Annotated in this window: 10 protein-coding genes; 5 read left to right on the forward strand and 5 right to left on the reverse strand. The window is 74.8% G+C overall.

The features are described 5' to 3' along the window. Positions 1–14 precede the first annotated feature (14 nt). On the forward strand, positions 15–1214 hold the full coding sequence (locus ACFHW0_RS21080; protein ID WP_416610108.1) for a citrate/2-methylcitrate synthase: 1200 nt from the start codon (positions 15–17) through the stop codon (positions 1212–1214). 60 nt (positions 1215–1274) lie between these two features. Here ACFHW0_RS21080 and ACFHW0_RS21085 read toward each other — a convergent pair whose 3' ends face one another. The 3 genes from ACFHW0_RS21085 to ACFHW0_RS21095 all read right to left on the reverse strand — a co-directional run bounded on the left by ACFHW0_RS21085 (position 1275) and on the right by ACFHW0_RS21095 (position 4469). After that, positions 1275–2018, reverse strand: a complete 744-nt coding sequence (locus ACFHW0_RS21085; protein WP_416610110.1) for an N-acetyltransferase — start codon at positions 2016–2018, stop codon at positions 1275–1277. Between the two features lie 722 nt (positions 2019–2740). Beyond that, entirely contained in the window at positions 2741–3013 is a 273-nt protein-coding gene (locus ACFHW0_RS21090; protein ID WP_416610112.1) for a GlsB/YeaQ/YmgE family stress response membrane protein, read from the reverse strand. A 193-nt stretch (positions 3014–3206) separates the two neighbouring features. Beyond that, a complete protein-coding gene (locus tag ACFHW0_RS21095; RefSeq protein WP_416610114.1) occupies positions 3207–4469 on the reverse strand; it encodes an NAD(P)/FAD-dependent oxidoreductase in 1263 nt (420 codons plus the stop codon). A 135-nt stretch (positions 4470–4604) separates the two neighbouring features. Between ACFHW0_RS21095 and ACFHW0_RS21100 the strand changes: the two genes are divergently transcribed. Next, positions 4605–6182, forward strand: a complete 1578-nt coding sequence (locus ACFHW0_RS21100) for a helix-turn-helix domain-containing protein (protein WP_416610116.1) — start codon at positions 4605–4607, stop codon at positions 6180–6182. Positions 6183–6227: 45 nt separating this feature from the next. Here the strand turns inward: ACFHW0_RS21100 and ACFHW0_RS21105 are convergent, their stop codons facing one another. Beyond that, positions 6228–8432 carry an ATP-dependent RecD-like DNA helicase gene (locus tag ACFHW0_RS21105; RefSeq protein ID WP_416610118.1) on the reverse strand — a complete coding sequence of 735 codons (2205 nt, stop codon included), beginning with the start codon at positions 8430–8432 and terminating at the stop codon, positions 6228–6230. 287 nt (positions 8433–8719) lie between these two features. On the opposite strand from ACFHW0_RS21105, the gene bla reads away from it, so the two are divergent. The 3 genes from bla (at position 8720) to ACFHW0_RS21120 (ending at position 13109) form a co-directional block, all read left to right on the forward strand. Beyond that, entirely contained in the window at positions 8720–9667 is a 948-nt protein-coding gene (gene bla / locus ACFHW0_RS21110; protein WP_416610120.1) for a class A beta-lactamase, read from the forward strand. Between the two features lie 131 nt (positions 9668–9798). Continuing rightward, a complete protein-coding gene (locus tag ACFHW0_RS21115) occupies positions 9799–10260 on the forward strand; it encodes a hypothetical protein (RefSeq protein WP_416610122.1) in 462 nt (153 codons plus the stop codon). Beyond that, the gene (locus ACFHW0_RS21120; RefSeq protein ID WP_416610124.1) at positions 10257–13109 is read left to right on the forward strand and encodes a M48 family metalloprotease; all 2853 of its coding nucleotides are present in this window, start codon (positions 10257–10259) and stop codon (positions 13107–13109) included. The genes ACFHW0_RS21115 and ACFHW0_RS21120 overlap by 4 nt, the downstream gene beginning before the upstream one ends. Before the next feature lie 39 nt (positions 13110–13148). On the opposite strand, the gene ACFHW0_RS21125 is transcribed toward ACFHW0_RS21120, so the two are convergent. Beyond that, positions 13149–15497, reverse strand: coding sequence for an AbfB domain-containing protein (locus ACFHW0_RS21125; RefSeq protein WP_416610126.1), 2349 nt, complete (start codon positions 15495–15497; stop codon positions 13149–13151). Positions 15498–15539: the final 42 nt, after the last annotated feature.

Raw genomic sequence — 15539 nt, forward strand, 5'->3', positions numbered from 1 at the left:
AAGACCATGCCCACATGCCCGGGGAACAGCTGCTGACGACCGCTGAGGCGGCGCTTCGCCTGCGCGTCAAGCCGGAGACGATCTACGCGTACGTCAGTCGCGGGTTGATCCCCCGGGTCAAGGTTCCCGGCGAGCGGATCAGCCGGTTCCGGCTGGCCGACGTCGAGCGGCTGGCCGCCCGGACGCAGGCCACCCGGCCGGACCGCGACGCGGCCCCCGCGATGCGGACCGCCACCACGTTGATCGCCTACGGGCGGCTGCACTACCGGGGGCTGGACGCCGGCACGCTCGCGCCGACGACCTCGTTCGAGGAGGTCGCGCACTGGCTGTGGACGGGGGAACGGCACCGGGGCGCCTTCGCGGCGTCCGCCGAGACCCTCGACAGGGCCAGGGCGGCGAGCGCCCACCTGCCCGCCCGGGCACGGTTGTTCGACCGCCTGCCGGTGGTCGTCGCCGTCGCCGCCGCGATGGACCCGCTGCGCTTCGACCTGGCGCCCGCGACCGTGACGGCCCTCGCGCCGGCGCTGCTGTCCACCATGGTCGACGCCCTGCCCCTGACCGGGCGGGCGCCCGCCGACGAGCGCCTCGCGGCCCGGCTGTGGTCGCGGCTGACCGGCACGCCGCCGTCCGCGGCCGGTCTCCGGGCGCTCAACGCCGCGCTCGTCCTGCTCGCCGACCACGACCTGGCCGCGTCGACCATCGCGGTACGCGTCGCGGCCTCGACCCGGGCGAACCCCTACGCGGCGGTGCTGGCGGGCCTCGGGGCGCTGGACGGGCCGATGCACGGAGCCATCGGCAGCGGCGTCCACCGGATGATCGAGGCCGCCCGGCGGGACGGGGCGACGGCCGCCATCGCCGAGTGGCTGCGGGCCGGCAACCTGCCCGGGTTCGGGCATCCGCTGTATCCGGCGGGCGACCCGCGTGCGGCGACCCTGCTCGATCTCGTCGCGGACCTGCCGATCGAGGGGGACCTGCGCCGGGCCGTGGACGACCTGACGGCCACGGCGCAGCGGCGGGGCGCCCTGCCCAACGTCGACTTCGCGGTCGCCGTGTTGTCGCACGCGGCCGGCATGGGGCCGGGTGCCGCCGAGGTGATCTTCTCGGTCGCCCGGACGGCGGGTTGGCTCGCGCACGTCAACGAGGAGTACGCCCAGCCACCCAATCGGTTCCGCTGGAACAGCGGCTACACCGGGCCGCCTCCCGCGTCGCCGTGAGTGCGGATCGCCGCCGGCAGAGTCAGGCGGTCCCGGTGGCGACGAACGCGGCGCGATCGATCAGAGCCGGTGCCTGACCCAGACGTTGGGCTCGACGTAGACGGCGTGGTCGTGCGCCACGTCGCAGTGCACCGGCACGAGGGCCCCCGGCACGCGGACCGGCCCGCTGGTGTCGAACGGCAGGCCCGTCCAGCGACGCCAGTCGGCGAGGGTCCCGGCGATCGTCATCGACCGGGTGGCGACGCGCTCGATGCGTCCGCCCGCGCGGACGTGCACCCGCAGCCAGGGGTCGACCGGCAGGCCGTCCTCGCGGACCTGCGCCGCGTACTCCGTCATCGGCAGGTCGGGCCGGGTGTGCTTGCCGCTCGGTCGGACGGGCGCGACCAGCGTGTCGTAGCCCCGTTTCGCGACGGCCTCCCGCATCGCGGCGAGCATCACGGCGGACAGCCCGGTGCCGCGCCGATCGGGCCGGATGCAGATCTCCAACGCCGAGACGATGTTCGTTTCGGCGCCGGTCAGGCGGTTGAGGGTGGACCGCTGGATCACCCGGTCCCAACCACCGTCGGGAAGCTCGGGTTCCGTCCAGCGCAGCGGCACCGCGTACGCCCGGGCGACCGCGCGGGTGGGCTCGGCGGGGTCGACGGCGGCGAACACGAAGTCGGGATACAGGTCGTGGGCGACGCCGTAGTACACCGCGCCCATCGGGTCCCACAGCATGAACGGCGGCCACGCCCCGTCGAAGTCCTCGTCCAGGGAACGGCCGAGGTCGGGGCGGTCCGCCAGGCTCACGATGTCGAGGGTCACGGCGGAAACGTAGAGCGCCGGGTCGTCCGCGCGCACGCCAGTTTCGGGGGCTGTGCGACGGGTCACGGCCGCCCGGACCGACCCGGCAACCCTACGACGGCCCCCGGGCGCCGGGCGCCGGGCGCTGGCCGGTACGCCGGCGTTCGGTCTATGGTGACGCCGTGATCGCCCCCGGCCCCTCCCGGCAGCCCCGCACCGCGGCGTACCAGGAGTTTTCCGCCCCGGCGCCGACGACCGGGCCGCGGACCCACCTCGCCGCGGGTGCGATCACCCGTCGCCTCGTCGTGCCGTCGGTCGCCCGCGTCCGCCGGGGCGCCGTCGCGCCGATCGTCGCGCCGCCGACCCGGCGGGCGCCTCGTCAGCGCCGCCCGCCGCCCGCGCGTTGACCGCCGCCACGCGGCGGGCCCTGGGTGACATCGCCCGCGCTGCACTACCTGGAACAGGGCCGGTACGGCACCTGCGGAGGGTGCGACCGCGACATCCCGATCGAGGAGCTGGCGCACCGCCCGTCGACCCGGCTCTGCGCCGCCTGCGAGCCCGGGCCGCACCGGCGGGCCGCCCACGGCCGCGTCGGTTGCGACTGTCGCCGATAGGCGCGCCACCCGTCTTCGGTGGCGCGCTCCTTCGAGGGGGACGGGCGTCACGGTCAGTCCCCGGCACCGCGGCGGACACGACGGCGCCGGCCCGCCGCGAGAGTGGGCCGGCGCCGTCGTACGCACAGGTCAGCGGATGCGTCGGCGACCATAGGCGCCGGCGGCTACGGCGACACCGATCGCGGCGAAGACGACCTGGAGGGCCAGCTCGATCCAGTCGATCCCCCGGGTGTCGTCGACGCCCAGGGCCCCGGCGACGAGGGTGCCGAGGATCGCCGCCACCACACCGATGAGCAGCGTGAGCCAGATCGGGATGTTCTGCTTGCCCGGGACGACCAGGCGTCCCAGCACCCCGATGATCAGGCCGATGATGATGGCGGTGAAGAAACCGGTGACTTCCACGTGGAGCCGTCCTTCCGGAGAGTTGTCGTCGAGCTGCGTGTTGCCCCCGCCGGAAGGGCGGCGAAAACACTCCCGGTTACTTCCACAGCTTCCTCATACAACTGTCATGGAGCTGGGTACGAAACGTCATCGGCGTCATCGGACGGCTGGCAGTCGAGCGGCCGGCCGCTCCTGAACTCCGGGCGGGTGCCCGTCAGCGCAGTGGGTCGAACGGGCGCAGCTCGACGGGCTGCCCGCCGCCGGTGATCTGCTCGGCGAGCAGTTCGCCCGTGAGCGGGCCGAGGGTGATGCCCCACATGCCGTGGCCACCGGCGGCGTAGACGCGCGGCGACCTGGTCCGGCCGATCAGGGGAAGGCCGTCGGGGGTGCAGGGCCGCGAGCCGACCCACTCGTCGGTGCGGGCATCCAGGTCGGCGCCCCGCAGCAGTGGTCGGGCGGCCTCGGCGATGGCCGAGATGCGGCGCCGGTCCAGCGGCGCCTCGGCGCTGCGGAACTCCATCATCCCGGCGACGCGCAGCCGGTCGCCCAGCGGCGTGCAGGCCACGCGCTGCGCGGGGAAGTAGACCGGACCGGCCGGCAGGTGCTCGATCGCGACGCTGAAGCTGTAGCCGCGGCCAGCCTGCACGAGGGTGCGGACGCCGAAGCGCCGGGCCAACTGGCCGAGCCAGGTGCCGGTCGCCAGCACCACCGCGTCGTAGTGCTCGTCGGTGCCGGCGGACGTCACCACCCGGACCCCGGTCGCCTCGTCGCGGACGTCGACGACGTCCGCCCCGGCCACGATCGCCCCGCCCCGCGCGCGCACGGAGTCGGCCAGCGCGTGCACGTACTGCCCCGGGTTGACGTAGCGCTGGTCGTGCAGGCGGATGGCGGCACCGACCGTGTCCGACAGGGAGGGCTCCACCTCCCGTGCCTCGGCCCCGGTCAGGACGTCGAACTCGATCCCCTGGCCGGCGGAGTGGATGTGCGCCAGCTCGTCGAGCAGGACCGACCGTTCGGCCTCGGTCCGGTACGCGGCGAGGAACGACTTCGCCTCGTGCGTCGGCGCGGCGACCCCGCCGGCCGTCAGCGCGTCGAACGCCGCCAGCGCCCGGCGGTTCATCGGGATGAGGGCCCGCATCGCGCTCTGCCACCTCGACGCCGTGCTGTGCCGCGCGAAGCCGGCCAGGAACCGCAGCAGCCGGGCGTCCGCGCGCGGCGGCACGTAGACCGGCGAGGACGGGCTCAGCACGGCGCGCACCCCGTACCGCAGCACCGCGGGCTCCGGCAGGGGAGTGGTGATGCCGGGGGTGAGCCAGCCCGCGTTGCCCCACGACGCGCCCGCCGCGACCCCCGTACGGTCGAGCACGGTGACCCGGACCCCCCGCTCCTGCAGGAACCAGGCGGTGGCCAGCCCGACCATCCCGGCGCCGACGACGGCGACGTGCTGGGGGGCGGGCACTGACTCGACGGGGGACATGGCGTCTTCTCCTTCGGGCGCGACAGGGATCGTGGCCAATCCTGTCCCCGCCGGGCCGGGAGATCATTGTCCGTTCCGGCCAATGATCGCCCAGGTCATTGGCCCTGGCGCACAAGATCGGGGCACAATCGCGGCATGCTCACCGTGGCTGGCGTGGTGGACGCGGCCGGTGCCGCGTTGCTCAAGGTCGTCGTCGCCGCCGACGAGGCGGAGGTACGCGACGTGACCCTCGCCGAACCCGACGACGCGACGACCGGCCAGAGCGGCGACCTCGTCCTCGGCGCGGGCATCGCGACCCCGGAACAGGCCCTCACCGTCGTCGCCCGCTGCCAGGAGGCCGGGGCGGCCGGCCTGGTGCTCAAGCCCCCGCTGGCCGCGCACCCCGACGTGACGTCGGCCGCCGCCCGATGGCGCCTGACCCTGGTCGAGCTTCAGCGCCACGGCTCCTGGGCCCAGCTCGTCTGGCTGCTCCGCGGGATGATCGACCGGGCCGTCGCGCCCGGCTCGCCGGAGACCGGGGAGCCCGGCGTGTACGACGAGCTGTTCGCCCTCGCCGACGCGACCGCCGCCGTGGTCGACGCGCCGGTGACGATCGAGGACGCCCAGTCCCGGGTGCTGGCCTACTCCTCGCGCCAGGACCGCACCGACCCGGCGCGGGTGTCGACGATCGTCGGTCGTCGAGCCCCCGGCAACGTGATCGCCCACTTCCGTTCCCGGGGCGTCTTCCGCAAGCTCGCGACGGGCAGCGAGTTGATCTTCGTGCCGCAGGGTCCGGACGGGACGTTGCCCCGCCTCGTCATCCCGATCCGCGCCGGAGGCGAGCTGCTCGGCTCGATCTGGGCCGTCGTCGAGGGCCCGGTGCCGCCGGGGCGGCTGCGCGATCTCCAGGGCACCGCGTCCGTGCTGGCCCTGCACCTGCTCCGCCTGCGCGTGCAGGCCGACGTCGCGCGCCGGGTGTCGGCCGACCGCCTGCGGGCAGTCCTGCGGGCCCCCGGGAGGATGGGCCGGGAGGAGCTGGCCCTCCCCGAGGGGCCGTGGCGGGTCGTCGCCCTCGGCGCGCACGGCGGGACGGGGGAGATGGTCGACAACCTCGCCCTGTGGGAGTCGATCACCCGTCGGCACGGCTGGCGCCAGCCGCTGCTCGCGGACGTCGGTGAGGTCCTGTTCGCCGTCCTGGTCGACGAGGGGGCCTCGCCCGGGTCCCGGCGGTGGATGGAGAAGCTGGTCCACGACGTCGCCGCGCAGGACCCCGGGCTGTACGCCGCATCCGGCGGTGTCGCCCGGAACCTGACGGACCTGCCGCGCTCCCGCGCCGAGGCGGCGGAGCTGCTCGCGTTGCGCGGCCCGACCGGGCGGCGGGGCCCGGTGCTGCGGTTCGAGGACCACTGGGCGGAGGTGGTCGTGCACCGGGTGGTCGGCGCCGTGCCGAGCGCCGACCTGCTGGTGGGTGGCCCCCTGCCCGATCTCGTGGCCCACGACCGCGAGCACGGCACCGACTACGTCGCCACGGTCGCCGCCTGGCTCGACCAGCAGGGCGACCCGCAGCGGGCCGCCCGGCAGCTGCACGTGCATCCCAACACGCTCCGGTACCGGTTGCGTCGCCTCACCGAGGTCGTCCCCGTGGATCTCGACTCGCCGCGCGCGCGGCTGGCGTTGCAGATCCAGCTCGCGGCGCTGCGCCCCGCGCCGACCCCGCCCCGTCCGGTGGCATAGGGACAGACGGCCCCGAAGCCGGGCGGTGCGGAAGCGGCGAGGCGTTCAGGCGAGGCGGTGGTCGAGGGCGGTGTGGCGGCGTCCGGCGCCGACGGTACGGACGGCGGCGGCGAGGGCGCGGCGGGAACCGACCAGGACGACGAGCTTCTTGGCGCGGGTGACGGCGGTGTAGAGCAGGTTGCGTTGCAGCATCATCCAGGCGCTGGTGGTCAGCGGGATGACGACGGCCGGGTACTCGGAGCCCTGCGAGCGGTGGATGGTCATGGCGTACGCGTGGGCGAGTTCGTCGAGTTCGTCGAAGTCGTAGTCGATGCTCTCGTCCTCGTCGGTGCGTACCGTCAGGGTCTGCTCGTCGGTGCTCAGCGCGGTGACGATGCCGACGGTGCCGTTGAAGACGCCGGCCTGGCCCTTGTCGTAGTTGTTGCGGATCTGGGTGACCTTGTCGCCGACGCGGAACACCCGCCCACCCAGGCGGCGCTCGGGTTGCCCCTCGCGCGCCGGGGTGAGCCGCTGCTGAAGCAGCGTGTTCAGGGCCGCCGCGCCGGCGGGCCCGCGGTGCATGGGGGTGAGGACCTGGACGTCGCGGCGCGGGTCGAGGCCGAAGCGGGCGGGGATCCGGGTGCAGGCGACGTCGACGGTCAGGGCGGCCGTGGCGTCGGTGTCGTCGCTGGCGAACAGGAAGAAGTCGCTGAGGCCCTGGAGCAGGGGCGGCTTGCCGGCGTTGATGCGGTGGGCGTTGGTGACGACCCCGGACTCCGCGGCCTGGCGGAACACCTGCGTCAGCCGGACCCGGGGGATGGCCGGGGCGGCGAGCAGGTCCCGCAGGACCTCGCCGGCGCCGACGGAGGGGAGCTGGTCGACGTCGCCGACGAGCAGCAGGTGCGCGCCGGGCGGGACGGCCTTGACGAGCTTGTTGGCCAGGATGAGGTCGAGCATGGACGCCTCGTCGACGACGAGGAGGTCGACGTCGAGGGGATTGTCCCGGTCGTGGCTGGCCTCCCCGCCGGGTCGTAGCTGCAACAGCCGGTGCACGGTGGCCGCCGGATGCCCGGTCAGCTCCGACAGCCGCTTCGCGGCGCGGCCCGTCGGCGCGACGAGGGTGACCTTGGCCTTCTTCGCGGCGGCGAGTTCGACGATCGAGCGTACGGTGAAGCTCTTGCCGCAGCCGGGCCCGCCGGTCAGCACGGCGACCCGGGAGGTGAGGGCGAGGCGGACCGCCTGTTCCTGCTCGGGGGCCAGCTCGGTGCCGGTGCGGGCCTTCAGCCAGGCCAGCGCCCTGCCCCAGTCGACGCCGGTGAAGTGGGGCAGCCGGTCGGCGCGGTCGCGCAGCAGCCGCAGCAGGGATCCGGCGAGGGACTGCTCGGCGCGGTGGAACGGCACCAGGTACACCGCCGCCGTCGGCTGGCCGTCCGGCCCGGGCAGCGTCTCGCGGACCACCCCCTCCTCGCCGACGAGCCCGCCCAGGCAGGTGGCGACGAGGTCGGCGGGCACGTTGAGAATCTTGGTGGCGTCGGCGACCAGCTGCCCGTCGGGCAGATAGCAGTGCCCGTTGTCGGTGGCCTCGGACAGGGTGTACTGGAGGCCGGCCTTGACCCGCTGGGGGCTGTCGTGCGGGATCCCGACGGCCTGGGCGATGGTGTCGGCGGTCTTGAAGCCGATGCCCCACACGTCGGCCGCCAGCCGGTACGGCTCGTTGCGGACCACGGTGATGGAGGCGTCGCCGTACTGCTTGAAGATCCGCACGGCCAGCGAGGTGGAGACGCCGACGCCCTGGAGGAAGACCATCACCTCCTTGATGGCCTTCTGCTCCTCCCACGCCGCGGTGATCTTCGCGGTGCGCTTCGGTCCCAGGCCGGGCACCTCGACCAGGCGGGCGGGCTCCTCCTCGATCACGCGGAGGGTGTCGAGGCCGAAGTGGGCGACGATCCGCTCGGCGAACACCGGACCGATGCCCTTGACCAGCCCGGAACCGAGGTAACGGCGGATGCCCTGGATCGTGGCCGGCAGGACGGTCGTGTACGAGTGCACCTCGAACTGCCGGCCGTACTGCGGGTGCGACGACCACCGACCGGACAGGCGAAGGCTTTCCCCCGGCTGGGCTCCCAGCAGCGCACCGACCACCGTGAGCAGGTCGCTGCCGTGGTCGGTGGCCACCCGGGCGACGGTGTAGCCGGTCTCCTCGTTGACGTAGGTCAACCGCTCGAGCACCGCGTCCAACACGGCCGACGGCGGGCGGGTGGGGGCAGTCACCCGCCCATCCTGCCTCCTGCCGACGCGGGTACGCCGTCGGCCCGGCCGGCGCCACGGCGGGCGGCCGGATCCGTCCCGCGCGGGCGGATCCTCGATCCCGCCGTGGACGCAACCGCGGGCGGTGAGCGGCGCGTTGACTCATCGGGCGGCCGGGCCGCGAAGCGCTCCGGGCCGGTTCAGGCAGCCTCCGCCGACGTCGCGTCGCCGCCGGGGTACCCGGCGGCGAGGGCCGGCGCGCCGGACGCGACCCCGCCCGAACTCGTGACCCGACAACGGAGGGAAACACCGTGGCTTCGACGCAGCCGACCGTCACCCGTCGCGCTCTGCTGGGGGCGGTGGCGGCGCTGCCGCTGGCCGGCTGCGCGGACGGCAGGACGCCTTCCGCCGCCACCTCCTCGGCTGCCCCCGCTTCCCCCTCCGCCGCCGCGACGCGTGGCCACCACGATCGCCTGGCGGAGCTGGAGCGCAGGTTCGACGCGCGCCTGGGCGTGTACGCCCTGGCCACCGGCACCGGCGACACCATCGTCCACCGCGCGGACGAGCGCTTCGCGTTCTGTTCCACGTTCAAGGGGCTGGCGGCCGCGGCGGTCCTGCACCGCCACCCGCTGTCCCACCTGGACACCGTCGTCAGGTACACCGCCGACGACCTCATGAAGAGCTCCGTCGTCACGAGGCGGCACGTGGCCTCGGGGATGACGATCCGCCAACTGTGCGACGCCGCGGTGCGCCACAGCGACGGTACGGCCGGCAACCTCCTGCTCCGCGACCTGGGCGGACCGGCCCGACTGACGGCGTACGCCCGTAGCCTCGGCGACGAGGTCACCCGGATGGACCGGACGGAGCCGACGATCACGACCGCCGTCCCGGGCGACCCGCGCGACACGTCCTCTCCGCGAGCACTCGGCACCACCTACCAGCGGATCGTGCTGGGCGACGCCCTGCCACCGGACAAGCACGCCGTCCTCCGCGACCTGCTCGAACGCAACGCCACCCGCGCCGGCACCCAACGCGTCCGCGCCGGCGTGCCCCGGGGCTGGACCGTGGCCGACAAGACCGGGACCGGCGACTACGGCACCGTCAACGACATCGCCGTCGTGTGGCCCCCGACGTCCGCGCCCCTCGTCATCGCGATCATGTCGAGCAAGGCCACCAGGGACGCGGAATACCAGCAGGCCCTCATCGCCGAAGCCGCCGCGTACGTGGCAGCCACACTCACCCGGCGGCGGGCGTCATGAGGGGAACCCGACCGGGGACGTCCACGTGGCGTAGCGCGCCGCCCTCGAACTCCGTGGCGGGCGGCAGATCCTGGTGCCGGAAACCTTACTGTCACGTCTCCGGGCTGGCGCCGTAGCGGCACGATGGCATCGTGACCGAGCCCCAGAACGTCGCCGCCGATCTGGTCGTGGGCGCTGCCCGCGCGGCGGTGCGTCGAATCGCCCCCGAGGAACTCCCGGTCTTCGACGAGGTGGCCGCCGGCTGGCGGCGGCAGCTGTCGAAGGGATCGGTGAGCTGGTCCGTCCCGCAGGGCGGGGTCGGCTTCGGCATCGACGTCACCCTGGTCACCGAGCTCGCGCTCCAGGTGGTGGCCGCCGCCGTGGGCGAGGTGCTGGTCCTCGGTGCCGCCACCGTCCGGGCCGGCCTGCTGCGTCGCCGCCGCCGGGAGCTGCCCGCCCCGCCCGACGCCCGACCGGGGCTGGACCCCGAACAGGCACGCCGACTGCGGGAGGCGTGCCACCGGCACGCGGTGGCGCTGGGCCTGGACGCCGGTCGGGCGGAACTGCTCGCCGACGCCGCGGTCGGCGCGATGGTCCATCCGCCGGACGCATGACCGGGCCCGGTGCCGGCGGGGCCCACCACGACGGCGGTACGGCTGCGGACGGCACGACCGCCGGCGCTGGCGTCGGCTCCGCCGGCCCCGTCGGCCCGCCCCTGCCGCCGGACCGGCTCGGCTGGCTCTACGCACTCGTGCTGGCGTCCCTGATCAGCGTCGGGATCAGCGCGGGTGGCCTCTACTTCCTCGCCGACCGATCGCTCTCCCGGCCCTGGGCGACCGCCGTCGACGTCTGCACCCGGGCCCATCCGGTGGCGGCGGCGGAGCAGTCGGCCGCCCGCGACCGCTGCCTGGCCGGGCAGTTCGGCCGGCGCGGAGTGGTCATGCTCGCCGGGGCGGGGATCGCGCTGGGCGCGGCGGCGGCACTCGTCCTGGTCCTGCCGCTGGCCGACCGGCGTCGGCTTCGTCGCCGGCTCACCGTGCCGGGCGCGCAGGAACGCTTCGTCGATCTCTGCGACCGCAACGGGTTGGCCGGGCGACGCCGACCGAGGTTGGTCGTGGCCGCCCCGCCCGTACGGCAGGCGTACACCACCGGTGGTGTGGTCGGCCGGCCGACGGTGGTGCTCCCGGCGGCCGTCGCGGTGGCCCACGCCGACCCGGCGCGGTTCGACCCCGTGGTGGCGCACGAACTCGCGCACGTACTCGCCCGGGACGTGGCCTGGGCGTCGGCCGTCCGTGCCCTGATCTGGCTGCCGGTGCCGGCGGTGCTGGCCGCCGGCCTGCTCGAGGTGGCCTTCTTCGGGCCGAACGCCACCTACCTGACGGCGCTCGGCCGGGCGGCGGTCGTCGCGGTGCTGACCGCGCTGCTGGCGGCCGGGCTGCTGCGGCGGCGCGAGGGGGAAGCCGACCGGTACGCCGCCGGTGCCGGCCACGCCGAGCGCCTGGCCGCGCTGCTGCGCGCCGGGACCGCGGGTCCCACGCGACGGCGTCGGCTGCTCGCCCGGCATCCGGATCCGGCGACCCGGGCGGCGGCGCTCGGCCGGCCGGCGGACCCGCCGGGCGGCCTGACCCACGGGCTGGCGGTCGGCGCGGTCGCGATGCTGGCGACGGGCGCCGCCGACGCCCTCGTGCGCGACCTCCTCCTGACCGCGCAGGCGACCGTGGGCCCGCCCGTCGCGGTCGGTGTCGGTGCCCTCCTGCTGAGCCTCGGACTGCTGCCCGCGCTGGCCCGCCGGGCCGCCGCCGGGGCGGGCGGCTGGTGGCGGCCCGTTCTCGGCACGGCCATCGGCTTCGCGGTGACGGCGTTCATCGCCACCGCACTGCCGGTTCCGGGAAGCTCGGGCGTCTCCGCCCGGTCGGACGTCTCCGTCGCGCTGCTCGTCGCCGCGCTCGCGGGGCCGCTCGCCGCGTCGGTGGCCGGTCTCTGCGTGCTGCTGGCGCGACTGGTGGTGGCCCGCCGGCCCGGGTCGGTCGGCTGGCGGTCGGCCACGTACCTGGTGGCGTCGGCCGCCGGTGCCGCGGTCCTCTGGCCGTTGCCGGCGGTGGCGTCCGTGCCGACCGACGGCCACGTGGCCCGCGACTGGCTGGTCTTCGCGCTGCCCCGCAGCGGTTGGCCGCTGCTCGCGCTGCTGGTACCGGTGCTGGTCGGCCTGCTGCTGCGCGGGGCCGGGCAGGGGCGCCGACGCCCGCCGCGCCGGTGGGACCGGGGGGTCGTGGCGGCGGTCCTGACCGCGGTGCTGATCGGTGCGGGGGCCGCCGTGTGGCGGACCGAGTTGTTCCCGCCGGGCACCCTGGCCGAGGCGGGCCGGCAGGCCCAACAGCGCTGGCTGCTCTGCGCGCTCACCGGCTGGGCGGTCCTGGTGGTGCTCGCGGTCGGCCGTCGTGCCGGTGTCGGCCGGGCGCTGACCGCCGGCTGGGCGGCCGGCACGGCGGCGGCGCTGCTGCAGTACGCGCACGCCCTGGCGACCGGACGGGCGGACGGGTGGGACACCGCCGAGGCGCACCTGCTGGCCCCGCTGGCCTGGCTGGGCTACCTCGTCGCGTTCACCCTGCCGTTCCTGGTGTCCCGGCCGGCCGTGCCCGGACCGACCCCGTCAGCTCCGGGCAGCGCCCGGGGGCCCGTCGCGGCGGTCGCGGTGCTGGCGGCCCTGCTCGCGGTGGCGGTACTCGGTCCGGGGATCCCCGGGGCGTACGCCCCGCTTCCGGTGGCGGAGCCGGCCGGGCTCGCGGCGCCGTCGACCGCTCCGGTCGTCCCGCCGCTGCCCGACGCCGCCCGGGGGTCCACGCGGTCCGCTCCGGGACGACCCGATCCCGGTCGGCCGCTCACCCGCGCGGAGGCCCGCCGGGCGGCCGGCGCGGTCAGGGCGGTGCTGCCCCGGGGCTGGCGGGTGCCATCCGACCGGGCTGAGGGTGGCGGCTCCCGGATAGACCCGTCGGCCTGCCGGCCCCTGGCCGAGGACTTCTACCTGGACCCGCTCGGCGGAGTCGAACGGGTCCGGGAGCGGGCCCGCTACGCCACGGTGCCCGGCCTCACCGCCACCGCGTCGGCCGAACTGGTGGTCGAGATCAGGTCCCATGCGGAACCGGTGCCCGCCTCGGTGCTCGCCGAGGCGGAGTCGGCGCGCCGGGCCTGCCCCCGCTTCACCGCCCGGGGCGCGGGCGGTTCGGCGGTGCGGTTCGCGGTCGACGCGCAGCCGCCACCCGCGCTCGGCGAGCAGTCCTGGCGGGTGGACTACCGGCTGAGCGCGGGCAGCGGACGGGCCCGGATCACCGGGCGGTCGGCCTTCGTGATCGTCCGGGTGGGACACAACCTGGTGACCGTCTCCGCCAGCGCCGTCTCGGAGCCCCTCGACGAGCGGTTGCTCGATGCGGCGGTCGGGGCCGCGGTGGCGGGACTGGGCGACTGACCGACCTGGGCGGTGGTGCGGCCGGCGCGCGTCCGGTCCTCACGGCGCCCAGGGCGCGGCGACGTTCCAGGTGCTGTCCGCGCTCCAGAGGGTGGGCGTGTCGTACGCCGCGCCGCCGGCGCCGTTGCTGAGCCACACCTCCGAGTTGAAGTGGCGCAGGAACGAGCCCCGGAAGTTGTACGACTCCAGCGAGACCCCGCTGCCGGTCAGTCCGGTGCGGGCGCACCAGGTGGCGTCGGCGCGCATCAGCGCCGAGCCGTCGTTCGGCGAGTTGCGGACCCGGGACCCGGCGTGCCGGAGGTACTCCCCCGGGAAGTTGACCGACTCGAAGGAGTAGCAGTTCGCGTCGGCCAGCCCCGCCCGGATCGTGTAGGTGGCGTCGTTCTTGAGCAGCGCCGTGCTGCCCGCGTCGACGATCTCGGTGTAGGCGAGGCTGTCCCGGTGCCGCAGGTACCTCCCCGTGTGTCCGGGCGTGGTCACCTGCAACGACCGTCGCGTGTTCAGCGGCAGTGCCACCGGCCGGTTGTCGCCGAGCGACCTGGACGCGTCGATGAGCGCCCGGTTTGCCGCCCGGACCCGGGACTCCACCATCTTGACGATCCGGCGGTCGTAGGTGAGGAAGCCGTTCAACTCGCCTTCGAGGTCGGTGATCTCGGTGTACACCGAGGCGCTGAGGCCCTTGCCGAGCATCAGGTTCCGGGTGCCCTGCACCAGCCCGACGTACCGGTCGGTGAGGGCGGTGGAATCCGGCTGCCACTCGTAGGCGAAGAAGCTGCCGCTGGGGCTGTACTCGTGCCCCGGCGTCCGCAGGCCCAGGCCGCCGAACTCACCGAGCACGGCGATCCGGGAGGCCGACGGGCTCGGCGAGGCGGGGCCGAGGTAGACGTGCCAGTCGTCGATGTCACCGTTGCCCGGGTCGCCCAGCGACTGGCAGCAGTTGTGGCCGCTGTGCACGTTCACCAGGCGGGTGGGGTCCTGGTTCTTCACGTTCTGCCCCACCCGCCGGGTGTCGGCGAGCGCGCGTTCGCCCCAACCCTCGTTGTAGACGGTGTACGCGACCACCGCCGGGCTGCTGCGGTGCTCGTCCACGACCTCCCGCGTCTCGGCCTCGAACTGCGCCTGCTGGGCGTCGTCGGCGTCGACGTCCTGCGCGGTCAGGGACGGGACGTCCTGCCACACCAGCAGGCCGAGGCGGTCGGCGTGGTAGAACCACCGCTGCGGTTCGACCTTGATGTGCTTCCGGACCATGTTGAACCCGAGGTCCTTGTGTTTCTGCAGGTCGAAGGCGAGTGCCGCGTCGGTGGGGGCGGTGTAGAGCCCGTCCGGCCAGTACCCCTGGTCGAGGGTGCCCGCCTGGAACACGAACTGGCCGTTGAGCTTCGGGCGCAGCACCCCGCCGACCATCCCGGTGGTGATCTCCCGCATCCCGAAGTAGTGCGTCGTCCGGTCCGTCCGGGCGCCGGCCGGGTCGCGCAGCGTCACCCGTAGGCCGTAGAGGAACGGATCGTCCGGGGACCACCGGCGGGCGTTCGGCACCGGCACGCTGAAGTCGGTGAAGCCGCCGGTGGCAGAGCCGACCACCGTGCTGCCGTTCAGCGCCTCGGCCAGGACACTGTGCCCGGCGACGTTCCCCCGGGTGAACACCCGCACCCGTAGCGTGTTGCCGGACAGATTCGGGTACACGTCGACGCTGCTGATCGACGCGGTCGGCACCGGCTCCAACCAGACGGTCTGCCAGATGCCGGAGTTGGGGGTGTAGAAGATCCCGCCCGGGCTCTTGGTCTGCTTGCCGATCGGCGGCAGGCTGCCGTCCTGGCGGCTGTCCGTCGGATCCCACACCTTCACCACGATCTCGTTCGTGCCACCGTGGAGATGCGGCGTGACGTCGAACGTGAAGGCGTCGTAGCCCCCGGTGTGCCCGCCGACCTGAGCGCCGTTGACCCACACGGTGGCCTGCCAGTCGACCGCCCCGAAGTGCAGCAGTGTCCGGCGGCCGGACCAGTCGGCCGGCACGGTGAAGGTGCGCCGGTAGAACAGGTAGTGGCGGTTGTCGTTCGCGGCGCGCCGCACGCCGGACAGGGCGCTCTCCACCGGGAACGGCACGTTGACCCGCTCGGGGAGGTTCGTGCCGAACTGCGGGGCGTCGTTGGTGGCGGACTGGCGGAGTTGCCACTCGCCGTTGAGGTTGAGCCAGTCGGGCCGGGTCATCTGCGGTCGCGGGTACTCCGGCAGGGGCGTGCCGATGAGGGCCTCACTGGTCCACGGCGTGGTCAGTGGGGGCGTCTTCGCGGGGGCCGCCCGGGCCGGGGACACCGGCGCGAGCAGGGCGGCCAGCAGGGTGAGGGCGGCCGTGAGCGGCAGGGTGCGGATGCGGGCGCGACGTGTCATGCCGTCTCCGATGCGGACGGGTCGGCGCGGGCGCGGGGACGC

The organism is Micromonospora sp. LOL_025, from assembly GCF_048060285.1.
Lineage (GTDB): Bacteria > Actinomycetota > Actinomycetes > Mycobacteriales > Micromonosporaceae > Micromonospora.

Bases quoted from the DNA above. Each gene is read 5' to 3' on its own strand.
- ACFHW0_RS21080 (WP_416610108.1), top strand. From the start codon at position 15: ATGCCCGGGGAACAGCTGCTGACGACCGCTGAGGCGGCGCTTCGCCTG.
- ACFHW0_RS21095 (WP_416610114.1), bottom strand. From the start codon at position 4,469: ATGTCCCCCGTCGAGTCAGTGCCCGCCCCCCAGCACGTCGCCGTCGTC.
- ACFHW0_RS21100 (WP_416610116.1), top strand. From the start codon at position 4,605: ATGCTCACCGTGGCTGGCGTGGTGGACGCGGCCGGTGCCGCGTTGCTC.
- ACFHW0_RS21120 (WP_416610124.1), top strand. From the start codon at position 10,257: ATGACCGGGCCCGGTGCCGGCGGGGCCCACCACGACGGCGGTACGGCT.
- ACFHW0_RS21125 (WP_416610126.1), bottom strand. From the start codon at position 15,497: ATGACACGTCGCGCCCGCATCCGCACCCTGCCGCTCACGGCCGCCCTC.